Source organism: Nocardia sp. NPDC005978 (genome assembly GCF_040614455.1).
GTDB lineage: Bacteria > Actinomycetota > Actinomycetes > Mycobacteriales > Mycobacteriaceae > Nocardia.
This window is the reverse complement of the sequence record NZ_JBEXUS010000168.1, coordinates 1-12,082: the sequence shown is the minus strand read 5'-3', so window position 1 is coordinate 12,082 and position 12,082 is coordinate 1. Positions and strand designations below refer to the sequence as shown.

Here is a 12,082-nt window from a genome sequence, read left to right as displayed (position 1 = left end):
GGGAAATACCGGTGGCCGCTGGAACGTCCCTTCGGACACGGTCGAGAGCCTGTCCGCGTTCCGCACCCGGGCAGCGGCGTCGAAATGCGAGAGCCGCAGGGTCTGTTGCAGGTACACGATCGGGCTCTTGATCCCGGCCCGGGCGGGCAGTCCCCGTGCCGCGCATTCGAGAGCGAACCGCTGTTTCACCGCTTCGAGTTTGCGGTAGTCCGCTTCGAGCTTGTGCATCATCGCGATGATCTCGTCATCGGATGAGGAAAACAGGGGCGATTCGAGCAGCCCCTCCACTGCGACGCCATGTCCTTCAACATGGTGCGCGATGGTGGATTCCCCTCCCGAATTCATACCCCTATTCTACTCCTCGATAGCAACCCGCAATAGCCCAATTCGATTGTGATATAAGCGTATTCGGATTAATCGCCCACTCTCCAAGCGTGTATTCCGCAAAACTAATCACTGCCCGATCCGCGCGAGAATCCGGCCGGCCGAATAGCCGTTCCGAGCCCACCTACATTCGCCGAACCGCCCGCACGACAACATCCCGAAGCGAAACCGCCCGCCCCTCACCCACGCGAACTGTGCGCGCGACCTCCTCGGCCGTGACAACCTCCCAGTCATCCGGATCCAACCGCGCCGTAATCCCCGCCGCCGTAGCCGACGCTTCCGCGGGCGGCTGGTGCCCGCTCGCCTCCCCGGCCGCACCATCAGCCCCGTGCCCGTGCCCGTGCCCGTGAGTCCCGTGTCCGTGCGAGTGCGCCGAATCCCCACCGTGCAAATGCCCCACGATCAACAGCGACCCACCCGGCGCCACCCACTCCGCGATCCGCGCGTAGAACTCCACCTGCGGCATATCCGGATGCGCGTAGTTCGTCATGACCAGTTCGAACCGCGAATCCGGCTCCCAGTGACTCAAATCGGCCTCCACCCAGTGGATATCCTCTCCGACCCCGCTCGCGGCAGCTCGCTCGCGTGCGCCTGCCAACGCTTGGGCCGAGATGTCGGCGGCGGTCACCTGCCACCCCCGCGTAGCGAGCCAGATCGCCTCCGCCCCGCCGCCGCAGCCCGCGTCCAGTGCGGTGCCGGGTGGCAGCTCGGCCGTCTCGCGTCCGACGTACGGGTTCGCAGGCAGGGCGGCCGTGGCCCCCGAGGGCCGCTGCTCCCAGTGCCGTTCCCAGAAGTCCCGGTCGAAGGTCTGTGTCATCGGGGCGTCCTCCTTGTTCGCGGCATCGGCGGTGGTTCGCCGGTGATAGCGCCATCGTGCGGGGCGGCGAGTCGGATGTGCAAACAATATTGCCGAATGGCAAACTCCGGACATGGACGATGCCGTGGATCGCACTCTCGACGCCGTGGGGCCGCGGCTGAAGCGGTTGCGGTTGCGGCGGGAGGTCACGCTGGCCGACCTCGCGGCGGAGACCGGGATCTCCACCAGCACGCTGTCCCGGCTCGAGGCCGGGTTGCGGCGGCCGACGCTCGAGCAGCTCCTGCCGCTGGCTCGGGCGCACGGGGTCACGCTCGACGAGCTGGTGGACGCGCCGCCCACGGGGGATCCGCGCATCAACCTGCGGCCGATCCCCGCGGGGGACGGTGCGGTCGTACTGCCGCTCACGCGGCGGCCGGGTGGGGTTCAGGCGTACAAGTTCGTACTTCCCGCGGGAGCCGACGATGCGGTGCCGGACATGCGCACCCATGACGGGTACGACTGGGTCTACGTGCTCAACGGCACCCTGCGGCTGGTGCTGGGGGAGCATGATCTCCGGCTCGAACCGGGGGAGGCCGCCGAGTTCGACACCCGGACCCCGCACTGGTTCGGGGCCACCGGCGGCGGGCCCGTCGAGTTCTTGAGTCTCGTTGGCAGGCAAGGGGAACGGGCGCACATCCGGGCGGCGCCGCCGCGCGACTCGAGATCAGCTGAACAGTAGCCGGTCCGGCCCTTCTCGACCGCGCGGGAGACGGTCCGGCTCGGGCCCGCCGCGTTCGCGCGGGTGCGGGGAATCGCCGTGCACCGCGCCGCGAACCCCGGGTGCTCCCACCGCCGCGCCGGTCATTCCGTAGACTGCCGAGGAATACCCCTTAGTGGTATTTCGCTCATTCACCACGCCAAGGAGATCATCGTGTGCCAGCGAATCGTCTGTCAGGGCTGCGGCAAGCCCTCCTTCCAGGGCTGCGGCGAGCACGTCGAGGAAGTGCTCGGCGACGTCCCCACCGCCCAGCGCTGCGCCTGCAACGCCGGCTCCGGCACCACCAGCAGAGGCCTCTTCAGCCGCCAGTGACGCCCTGACTCCCCAGGGTGCTACAGCCCAGCCCAATCGCTGTTCCACCCTGGGTATGACCCACCCTCGCCCGCCGCATCGACGACGACGGGCAATGGTCCTGCCCCGTAAGGGAATCCGATTCGGCCGGACCTCAGCGGCGCTGTGACAGCTCCTTCGGCACCTGGGCCTGCACATCGGCCGCGGCCTTCGCGACGAACTCTTCGATCGCGGCGTGCGCCTTCTTCATCAGAATCGCGTGATCCTCGGGACTCGCCGGTGCCACGCCGGAGCGCTGAATCGAGCGGATGGCCTCGATCACCTCGTCGGCCAGGGTGTGAATCCTCGGCTCGCCGGTGAGCAGCTTGACCCGGACCAACTCCGACCGCAGCTCAGCCTTCTTCGCGTAGGCCTCCAGACGCGCGGGCCCCTCGTTATCGGGGTGCTGCCGGAGCCGATGCCAGCGCTCGATCTGGTGATGTCGGTATTCGATGGCCGCGGCGGCGAACGCGTTGTATGCGCTCAACCGGTCCTGCCGGAGCCGGTCGGCGAAGTTCTGTCGGGTCGTCCGGTCGGCGGTCATGCGCTGAAATACATGGGTGACAATGGATCCCAGAAGTGTTCCGGCGACGGCGATCAGTGCGGTAACCACCGCATCAACCTAGCCGCTGCGACCGAATATGGTGCGGCGCCGGTTGTTTCGGGTCCGTACTCGCCTGGCCGTCAGACCAGATCGATCGAGTCGAGGAACCGTGTCGCGAGGGCGGTGTCGCCTTCGATGGTGATGTCGCAGTCCTTCCACGCGCGGCGCGTGGTGCTCCAGGCCGGGAAGTCCGTTGCGGCGGTGTGGATATGGGCGGCCGGGGCCGCGGCGGTGGTGGGGACGACGCGGAGCTTGGGGCCTGGTTCGATCGTCCAGGTGGCGGCTCCGGGGCCGGTGAAGGTCAGGGCTATGGGCGCGGTGAGCCAGGACAGTTGGTCTCGGTGGGAGTGTTCGAGCAGGGTCATCAGCCACGTGACGATGGCTCGCATGCGGGTGTCGTCGGTGGGCGGGGTGGGGCGGTCCAGCGCGGGGGCCAGGTCGTGGCGCAGGTGCGTGTGCCAGTCGAAGATGTACAGGGCCGGGAAAATGTGCAAGGGGTACCAGCCGAGTTCGCCTATGCGCAGCGGTATTCGGGAGACGCCGGGTGCGGTGAACAATCTCAGGCCGGTGATACCGCGGGCGCTCCAGGTTTCGAAGTCGCGCAGGGTCTGCTGCGGTGTGCGGGTGCGGCTTTCGGCCACCACGCGATCATTGGTGCGCTCGACGGCACGAGAGAAGACCAGTTGCAGCGCCGCGGGGGTGATGGCCGCGCGGATCACGCCCGTCATATGGGTGACCACGTCCTGCACGGTCCAGCCCGCGGCCGCGCTGGGGCGCGCCCACTCCGCGTCGGTCAGGGTGCCCAGGAAGTCGAGCACGGCCGCGCGCTCGGTGCGGATCGCCGCCAGGGATTCGGTACGCGTCGCGGTCATGGTGTCAGCCTAGTGCGGGCGTCGTGCCGGAAAAGCGACTATCGGCGGGGCTCGAGTGCAGCGGCGGCCGGACCTCCGGCTACGGTCGAATCGTTCGTTCGAGCAACTGTGGAGGTAGTGGCATGGCTGGAATTCCCGCGGTACCGACTTCGCTGCTGGCGGTCGGCGGTCTCACCGGCGGTTTCGCACTCGCGCAGGCCACCAAGCAGCGGCAGTTGGGCGGAGCGGTGTTCGCGGCCGGCACCGCGGCGGCGTTTCCGCGCTGGCGGCGGGCGGTCGGCACCCCCGGCGCCGCGGCGCTGACCGGGCTGTCCATCGGCGCGATGGGCGCGTCGCACCCGCTCGCCAAGAAGATCGGCGCCTGGCCGTCGGTGGCCGTCGTCTCCGGCGTCGTTGCCCTGGTTTCCTGGGCGGCGGTGGATCGCCGCGGCTGATCGGCTGCGCGACAGGGGGTTTCGCGGGCGGCCTCGCCGCGGCACGGGTCAGCCCGTCGCCCGGTCCGATTCGGGCTCGCCCGCGAGCACCCGCGCCACCTCGTACGGCCGCGCCAGCGCGGTGGGGGAGAGCCGGCCGCGCAGGGTCACCGATTCCCCGACGCTCCAGTGCGCTGCCTCGGCGGAATCCGCTGCGGCGACGGTGTTTCCGGAGGTCAGAATGAGGCTGACCTCCTGCTTGGCGAGTTCGCACAGCCGGGCGGCCTGGTTCACCGCGTCGCCGATGACGGTGAACTCGTAGCGTTGATTCGAGCCCACGTTGCCCGCTACCACCCGGCCGGCCGCCACCCCGATGCTCGCGGTGAAATCCGAGGACTGGCAGATCAATTGGTCCTGGATCGCCCGGGCGCACGCCAGTGCGGCGCCGGCGGCGGAGTCGAGTTCGGCGGGGGTGCCGAACACCGCCAGCGCGGCGTCGCCCTCGAATTTGTTGAGCAGCCCGCCGTGTCGCTCGACCTCGTCGACCACGATGCCGAAGAACCGGTTGAGGATCTGCACCAGGTCGTTCGCGGGCAGCGTCGCGGCCATGGTGGTGGACCCGATGATGTCGATGAACAGCGCCGCCGCCTCGCATTCGGTGCCGCCGAGGGCCGAATCGCTGGCGATGGCCGCCACCGCGACCTCGTGCCCGACGTGTTTGCCGAACAGTTCGCGAATCTGCTCGCGCTCGCGCAGACCCTGCACCATGTGGTTGAAACCCGTTTGCAGTTCCCCCAATTCGGTGCCGTCGTAGACCGTGACCACGACGTCGAGATCGCCATCCTCGACCTGTCGTAGCGCGCGGCGCACACCGCGAATGGGCGCGACCGTCGCCGCGAGCGTCTGCATCATCATGAGCAGGCCGTACACCAGGGTCACGCCGCCGAGCGTGAGCACGCACACCGCCAACCGCGCCTTGCTCACCTCCGGGACGAGAAGTGCCTGGATCGCCACGACCATCGAGAGCGCCACCGGCACCCCCGTGCCCAGCAGCCACACGAGCACCGACCGCCCGAATACGCCCATCCCGCGCCGCCGCCGCGTGTGCCCGGCATCCAGCACACGCGCGGTTACCGCACGTAACGCGAACTGCGACGCCAGGTAGCTGTTCGCGCACACACCGACGGCGGTGGCCCCGATGCCGAGCACGACCTTCGGTATCAGCCCCGGATCCACGCGCCCGTACAGTACGGTCAGCACGGCGATCGCGCCCAGCCACAGCACGCCCTGCACGATCGCCAGGTTCCGCGGCACCCGCACCGCCGACGCCTGCTCGGCTTCGGTGGGAATCCGGTCGGGGTCGATGGTCCAGCTCAACGTGCCCAGCGCCCACCGGGTACCCCACAGCACCCCGGCGATCAGCGCGGCGATCGCGTAGAGCGGCAGCGCGACGGCGTTGACGTACCAGAGTTCGTCGGTGAACAGCGGCGGCCCGGGCAGCACGAACCCCACGAGCAGCACCACCAGCGCGATGCCGAAGAGATTGGACGTGACGACGGCCGCGGTCAGCAGCAGCTGGATGCGAACACGCCGAACCCCGGAGTTCTCCTCCGCCGACCCCAGCAACCGGCTACCCCACGGCGCGTGGCCTCGTACAACAGTGCCCGACCCGCTGTCGCCCATGGCGTTGCAGCGTACGCGCAGCAACCTCTTCCGTGAACCTCGGGCCCTTGCTGATAGTCAAAAACTATTGACCCATGTGGGAGCGGTAAACGCGGTGCCCGCGTGGCCGCCGAGCCCCCCACGACCTGGCCTCTCGGCGCGCGAGTGATCGCCGCCGCACGACCCGCTCGAAGAGAGCTGCGCCGCTACCGGATAGTTCGCCGACCACGAAGCCCGACCCGTGCACTCGTACACCAGCCTGCTGGTCCAACAGCGCCTCGAGCACGACGCGCGCACGGGCGGTGCGGCCACCAACGGCAGCAGGTACCCGCGACACCGAACCGGTGAGCGGGATCGAACCGCCCACACCGAGTTCGCGACCTCGGTGTTCGAAGCCTTACCCATGGCCTCGCGCGTGGCGGGATAGGCGGGACGCGTTGCGCCCGCGGCGAATCCGGCGCCGACGTCACTGCCCCGGCGCGTCGGCCCGCCCCAGCACCGCGTTCCGGCAGTCGACGCGCAGCCGCCGCCGACGCGCCGATCGCCGAGGCAAGCGGTCATGAATTCGTCCCGCTCGCAACCCGTCCCGGTGAACGACCCTGGCGACGGTGCCGCACTTTGTCGAGTCGATGCATGAGCGTGCGGGACCGCGGATGTCGTCCCTGGCAGCCCGAATGGTCGTCCATAGACCAGCCGCTCGTCTCGTCGAGTTCGGCGATGATCTCGGCCCGGAGGAGCGCCCCGGCAGGCATATGCCTTCTCGAGACGCGCGCGCGCCGGGCGGGCGGTGCCGCTCGCTCGGCAGAGAGCCGCCCAGCGGTGGGTCGAGACCAGAGGCCCGCTGCGTCGAGGCGTTGGACTGTGGTCCGTCCCCAGCGCATCGCTCATATGGTCCGCTCGTCAGGCGTTTGTGACGACGTTCGGACCGCCCGGTGAGGCGGTCGCGCCGGTGTCGGGTGGTGTTTGGTTGACTGGGGGCGTGAGTGGGCCATTCGTCAAGATTTGCGGGTTGAAGACCGGTGCGGACGTCACGGCGGCGGTCGAGGCCGGGGCCGACGCGGTGGGGTTCGTTTTCGCGGCGGGGAGTCCGCGCACCGTCGATGCCGTGACCGTGCGGCGGTTGATCGCGGACGTGCCGGAGGGGGTGCTCACCGTGGGTGTTTTTCGGGGGCAGTCGGTGGACGAGGTCGCCGAGTTCGCCGCCGCGAGCGGGGTGCGGGCCGTGCAGTTGCACGGCGAGGAGGGGCCCGAGGACTTCGCTGCCCTGCGTGCGGCGGGGCGAACCCTGGTGCGCGCCACGGCGAATCGGGTCGAGAGCTGCGGGGAGTACGGCGAGGACCTGCTGCTGCTGGACGCGCCCGACCCGGGGTCGGGCAAGCCGTGGAACTGGGGCGCACCCGAATTCGTCGCGCCGAGCGGCCGGTGGCTGCTCGCGGGCGGTCTCACCCCCGCCACCGTGGCTGCCGCACTCCGGGCCACCGGCGCGTGGGGTGTGGACGTCTCCAGCGGCGTCGAGATCGAGCGCGGCGTCAAGTCCCCGGAGTTGATCCGCGCGTTCGTGGTCGCCGCACGCGGCTAGGGCTGAATGGGAACGGCGTGGTGAAAGCCCCATGCTCGCCGCTCACCAGGAGAAGCCACACCGAGATGCGTTGGGGTAGTTGCGTTGCGGGCACCGGAGCCACGGGCTCGTCAGCGAACTACCGCCCCGGCAGGCGCGCCACCACCGTGCGGAGCATGGCTTCGGCTATCGGGCAGTTCGATTCGCGCGTTCCTTCGGTCCAGCGCACGGTCACCGCCACCGTGTCGGTGCCGCTGTTCGGGACCAGGTACTCGCGGGTGCAGGTGTCGGCCGCGGCGGGGGTGTCCAGGAACATCCGGACGCCTTCCACCACGGCGGTGTCCGGGCCACCGGTGTAGCGGCCGGACTGGCTTGCGCGCACGGTCAATTCGAGGCCGCCGTCCCACACGCAGCTGTGCGCGTCCGCGACCGAGGGCTGGGCGGGGGTGGGCCCGATGGCCTTGGTGACCACCTCGCGGGTCAGCAGGTCGCAGGGTGCGAGCACCGCGAGCGCGGTGTCCGGGCGGTTCGCGCCCGGCGCGGTCGCGAACGTCCGGACCAGGTTCGCCGCCACGTATTCCAGTCCGCGGCAATCCTTCACACCGGTGGGTAGTCGCAACTCGACCGTGACACCGGCCGCGTCCTCCGGCGCGGGCGCGGCGATCGCGCGGGCGCAGCGCTCACCCGCGCCGTGCCGCAGGCGAATTCCGTCGAGCACCGTCTCCTCGGGCGTGAATCCGGCCAGCTGCGTGCCGAGTTGGAGCTCCAGTTCGTAGCCGGCGGCCGCGGCCCGGCAGCCCCAGCCCGCGGTGACGGCGGTCTTCCAGGCCGCGGCCGGTTGGGGGGTGGGGGCCACCGGCACCGAACCGCCCAGGGCGTCGCCCAGCCAGCGGCACGCGTCGATCCGGCGCGACTCGTCCAGCGAGAGACCGCTCACCGCAACGGGCTCCGGTGCGGGGTCGGTGGAGTCCCCGCCGTCCCGCACGGCCAGCACCAGCGTCACGATGGTCACCACAACCAGCGTGAGACCTACGACCGCCTGTATCTGCCCGGTCGTGTCGGTGGTCCGGGCCCGGATCGCGCGCACCGAGCGCTCGCCGAACTCGGTGGTGGCCCCGGCGGCCGCGGCCAGCGCCGATCGCCACGCTCGCGGCTCCCCGGAGGTCGCGGTGGTGGCCTGCGTTCCGGCCAGCTCCGCCGCCTCGCGTTCCTGCGCGTCGATGGCGTTGAGCACCGACACCGGCCAGGCCGCGGCGGTCGTGGCCGGTCCGAGGTAGTCCAGGATCTGTTCGGGCGTGGGCCGGCCCGCGGGGTCCTCGCGCAGGCACGCCGCGATCACCGTCCGCAGCGGCTCGGGCACGTCTCGCAGGTCGGGTCGCACGCCCCGCGCCGGTGTGCGGGCGAACGGGTCCCGGCCCGAGGCCGCCGCTGCCAGCACCGCCCCGAGCGCGAACACGTCCGAGGCGACTGTGTGGTCGGCCCCGCCGTTCAGTTCCGGTGCGGGACAAACGGACTCGACCGCCCCGCCGGTAGCCGGGACGGCCTCGGCCAGCCGCACACCCTGCCGGGTGAGCGCGACGGTATCGGGCCGTACCCGCCCGTGCACCAGCCCCGCGGCGTGTACGTCACGCAATGCCGCGGCCAAGCCGGTGGCCAGCGCCAGCACGGCGGGTTCCGGGAGCGAACGGTGCCGGTCCAGCACCCCGTCGAGCCGCGCGGAGGCCACGAACAGCGTGGAGCGCCAGGGGTATTCGTCATCCGCGTCGACGTCGACCACGGCGGTGTTCCCCGCCCCGGCGACCCGCATGGCCGCGAGCGCGTCCCGGCGCCAGCGCAACCGGAAGCCGGGCTCGTTCAGCTGCGGGCCGCCGGCCTGGCGCACCACGTGGACGCCCCCGTCCGGCCCCACACCCAGCACGCAGCGGAATCCGGGCCCGGATTCCAGCACGCCCAGCAGCCGATACGGCCCGATGCGCAGGGGCTCCCCGGCCGGAATCGATTCGATGGTCATAACCTCGGCAGTTTCTTCAGAATCGGAATGGCGACGGCGTCCGCGATATCGCACGCGTCGCGGTCGGACGGTCGGCGGGCCGTGTAGTCGATGGCGGCGATCTCGGCGTTCTTGCCCGCGGAGGGCTGGATCATGACCACGTAGGAGCAGCGCCCGGGCGCACGCTCGACGGTCCACGCCTTGCGGCTGTCGACCGATCGGAAACCGAGGGTGCGCGCACCGGACCAGGCGGGCCGCAGTCGATCGTCGAAGGTGATCGCGAAGTCTCCGTCCCGGCCCGAGAGCCGGCAGCCGTGCGGTCCCGACACCAGGGGCGCCGCGGGATCTCCGATCCCCGCCGGTATCGGCCCGTCCTCGAACAGCGCGCACGGGTCGAGCCCGAGCAGGGAGGGACCGCTGAGCGCGCGCACCGGCGGATTCACCGCGAGCCGCCCGATCACCGCCCGCAATGCGGATTCGGCTGCCGGGCAGGCGTCGCCGGTGGCGACCTCGGCGCGCATGCCCACGGCCAGCGGCAGGCCGCTCTGGGTCACGACGTACCGATCGCAGCGCGCGGCGGGCGCGGGCGGTCCCAGCAGCGGCATCCACGCCACGGTCTTGCCCGTCGTGGGTTGTTCGGCTCGGATCCTGGCCGCCGGTGTCGCGAGCCCGAGCGTGTACGTGGTCTTGCGCTTGTCGGCGTCGGTGAGCGCGGTGCTGCACGACATGACGCCGTCGGGCTGCAATTCCGCGACGTACGAACCGAATTGGTGCATGACACCCGGTTCGAGCAGCGCGCAGACATCGAGGGTGCGCGCTTCCAGGTCGGTCAGCGCCACGGGCGGATCCCCCATCGCGATGGCGTGTCCCGGCACCGTGACGTCGGCGAGCAGGCTCGCGGTCAGCACCACCGCACCCAGCGCGGCGGCGGCGATGAGCGCCCGTGCCCGCCGACTCGTGCCGCGCCACAGCGGTTTCGAGTCCTCCGGCGCGGGCTGCTCCGCCCAGCGCACCGCCTCGGCCCGGAATTCCTCGATCGTGCGCCGAATCGGCCCGGGCCACACCGGGTCACCCGGCACCGATTCCGCCGCGTCCAGCAGTTGGGCCGGGGTGGGCCTGCGCGCGGGATCGGCGGTCAGGCAGGCGTCGATCAGACCCCGGATCTCCACCGGCACACCGCCGAGTTCGGCGCGCCCGTGCAGGGGACCGGCGGTGCCGAACGGAATGACCCCGGTCGCCGCCGTCACCAGCACCGCGCCCAGGGCGAACACGTCCGAGGCCTGGGTGAGCGTGAGCCCGGCCGCCTGCTCCGGCGACATGTACGCGGGCGAACCGATCCGCGCGCCCGCGATCGTCAGCGGCGCATCGCTTTCCAGCGCCAGCGCGATGCCGAAGTCGATGACCCGCGGTCCCTCGGCGGTGAGCAACACGTTGCCGGGCTTGAGATCGCGGTGCACCAGTCCGGCGCGATGGATCTCCACCAGCGCCGAGGCCAGTCCGATGGCCAGCAGCTTCAAGCCGGACAGCGACAGCCTGCCGTGCCGGTCGAGCACCTCCTGCAGGGTCGGCCCGGGGATGAATTCGGTGGCCAGCCAAGGGCGTTCGGACTCGATGTCGTAATCGACGATGCCCGCGGTGTACGCCCCGGTCACCCGCTCGGAGGCCTCGATCTCGCGCCGGAACCGGGCCTGGAAGGTGTCGTCATCGGCGAGTTCGCCGTGAATGAGCTTGATGGCCACCGGGCGGCCGTCCGGGCTCCGCCCGAGCAGCACCTCGCCCATGGCGCCGTGCCCGATCATCGCGTGTACCCGGTAGCGGCCCAGCTGTTTCGGGATGTTCCGCCCGCGCGCCTTCATCGGTCCTGCTCGAACAGCATGGACTGGGCAGCGGCCAGTCGGCGGACATCGGTGTCCTGATTGCTGTTGACCCGCACCACGAATTCCGCGTGCCGGAGCAGGCACGTGTATCGCCGGGCCTCGATCACCAGCGGATCGGGTTGGGTCGCGCGGTAGCAGGCCACCCCGGATACTCCGGGACCGGCGTCGATGGTTTCGTAGCCCTGCGCGGTGAGCCGGTCGGCGATCGAGCGCACAAGGCCCTCGGCGGTCTCCGGGTTCCGGGTGCGGTACAGCTGATTGTTGTGCGACAGCGCGATTGCGGTGACTCCCTGCTCCCGGAACTCGGCCAGCCGGGTCGCCGGGCGATCGAGTAGCAGTGCGTGCGCGCGCGGGCCGTACACCGCGAAATCCAGTTTGTTCGGGGTGTCCGCGCCGGTGCGCACCAGCCGGGGGAGCAGTCGATCGCCGTCGAGCTTCAACTTCGGCACGTCCGCGGCCGGGGTGGGGACGAAATCGGTCAGTGCGCTCACCTGCGCGCGCACGGCGCGGGACAGCATATCGGCGAGCTGGTCGCCGCTGGCGCCGCCGAACTTCGCCGAGATGCCGATGGCGAGCGATTTCCACGCCAGCCAACTGCCCGCGGTTGCGGTTGACGGTCGCCAATAGCCCTGCACGCCAGGCTGTCCCGCGATGCCCAGCGGCAAGGTATCGACGGCGTCGGCTGCGGCCGCCGCGCCCGCCGCGGCCGCCGCGAGGTCGGCGCCGGGCAGTGCCATCCCTACTTCTTCGTGCTCTACCGCGACTAGCTCGGAAAGCTTTACGCCCCGGGTGATTCCGCCCCGGGGTGCCGCAGCGCG

Annotated in this window: 13 protein-coding genes; 5 read left to right on the top strand and 8 right to left on the bottom strand. The window is 70.7% G+C overall.

Annotated elements, in window-relative coordinates; genetic code table 11:
- Together ABZ319_RS38240 and ABZ319_RS38235 are read right to left on the bottom strand one after the other, a co-directional pair.
- On the bottom strand, positions 1-345 hold a 345-nt coding region (locus ABZ319_RS38240; protein WP_354991478.1), incomplete at its 3' end, for a DUF222 domain-containing protein.
- A gap of 163 nt (positions 346-508) precedes the next feature.
- On the bottom strand, positions 509-1,201 hold the full coding sequence (locus ABZ319_RS38235; RefSeq protein WP_354991477.1) for a class I SAM-dependent methyltransferase: 693 nt from the start codon (positions 1,199-1,201) through the stop codon (positions 509-511).
- A 112-nt stretch (positions 1,202-1,313) separates the two neighbouring features.
- On the opposite strand from ABZ319_RS38235, the gene ABZ319_RS38230 reads away from it, so the two are divergent.
- Both ABZ319_RS38230 and ABZ319_RS38225 read left to right on the top strand, forming a co-directional pair.
- Complete coding sequence (locus tag ABZ319_RS38230) at positions 1,314-1,919, top strand: XRE family transcriptional regulator (RefSeq protein WP_354991476.1); 606 nt, start codon at positions 1,314-1,316, stop codon at positions 1,917-1,919.
- Positions 1,920-2,111: 192 nt separating this feature from the next.
- Complete coding sequence (locus ABZ319_RS38225) at positions 2,112-2,270, top strand: hypothetical protein (RefSeq protein WP_354991475.1); 159 nt, start codon at positions 2,112-2,114, stop codon at positions 2,268-2,270.
- Between the two features lie 133 nt (positions 2,271-2,403).
- On the opposite strand, the gene ABZ319_RS38220 is transcribed toward ABZ319_RS38225, so the two are convergent.
- The gene (locus ABZ319_RS38220; protein ID WP_354991474.1) at positions 2,404-2,832 is read right to left on the bottom strand and encodes a hypothetical protein; all 429 of its coding nucleotides are present in this window, start codon (positions 2,830-2,832) and stop codon (positions 2,404-2,406) included.
- A gap of 140 nt (positions 2,833-2,972) precedes the next feature.
- A complete protein-coding gene (locus ABZ319_RS38215) occupies positions 2,973-3,764 on the bottom strand; it encodes a maleylpyruvate isomerase family mycothiol-dependent enzyme (RefSeq protein WP_354991473.1) in 792 nt (263 codons plus the stop codon).
- 122 nt (positions 3,765-3,886) lie between these two features.
- Here ABZ319_RS38215 and ABZ319_RS38210 point away from each other — a divergent pair, with 122 nt between their 5' ends.
- Positions 3,887-4,198, top strand: a complete 312-nt coding sequence (locus ABZ319_RS38210; RefSeq protein ID WP_354991472.1) for a hypothetical protein — start codon at positions 3,887-3,889, stop codon at positions 4,196-4,198.
- A gap of 48 nt (positions 4,199-4,246) precedes the next feature.
- Here ABZ319_RS38210 and ABZ319_RS38205 read toward each other — a convergent pair whose 3' ends face one another.
- The gene (locus tag ABZ319_RS38205; protein WP_354991471.1) at positions 4,247-5,860 is read right to left on the bottom strand and encodes an adenylate/guanylate cyclase domain-containing protein; all 1,614 of its coding nucleotides are present in this window, start codon (positions 5,858-5,860) and stop codon (positions 4,247-4,249) included.
- Between the two features lie 220 nt (positions 5,861-6,080).
- Here ABZ319_RS38205 and ABZ319_RS38200 point away from each other — a divergent pair, with 220 nt between their 5' ends.
- Positions 6,081-6,266: a hypothetical protein gene (locus tag ABZ319_RS38200; protein WP_354991470.1), complete on the top strand. Its 186-nt coding sequence runs from the start codon at positions 6,081-6,083 to the stop codon at positions 6,264-6,266.
- A gap of 552 nt (positions 6,267-6,818) precedes the next feature.
- Positions 6,819-7,418, top strand: a complete 600-nt coding sequence (locus ABZ319_RS38195; RefSeq protein ID WP_354991469.1) for a phosphoribosylanthranilate isomerase — start codon at positions 6,819-6,821, stop codon at positions 7,416-7,418.
- Between the two features lie 118 nt (positions 7,419-7,536).
- Here ABZ319_RS38195 and ABZ319_RS38190 read toward each other — a convergent pair whose 3' ends face one another.
- From ABZ319_RS38190 to ABZ319_RS38180, 3 genes are read right to left on the bottom strand one after another with little or no spacing between them, the layout of a single operon-like run.
- The gene (locus ABZ319_RS38190) at positions 7,537-9,408 is read right to left on the bottom strand and encodes a hypothetical protein (RefSeq protein ID WP_354991468.1); all 1,872 of its coding nucleotides are present in this window, start codon (positions 9,406-9,408) and stop codon (positions 7,537-7,539) included.
- Positions 9,405-11,243: a serine/threonine-protein kinase gene (locus ABZ319_RS38185; RefSeq protein WP_354991467.1), complete on the bottom strand. Its 1,839-nt coding sequence runs from the start codon at positions 11,241-11,243 to the stop codon at positions 9,405-9,407. The genes ABZ319_RS38190 and ABZ319_RS38185 overlap by 4 nt, the downstream gene beginning before the upstream one ends.
- Positions 11,240-12,001 (bottom strand): hypothetical protein, encoded by a 762-nt coding sequence (locus tag ABZ319_RS38180; RefSeq protein WP_354991466.1) that lies wholly within the window; start codon positions 11,999-12,001, stop codon positions 11,240-11,242. The genes ABZ319_RS38185 and ABZ319_RS38180 overlap by 4 nt, the downstream gene beginning before the upstream one ends.
- Positions 12,002-12,082: the final 81 nt, after the last annotated feature.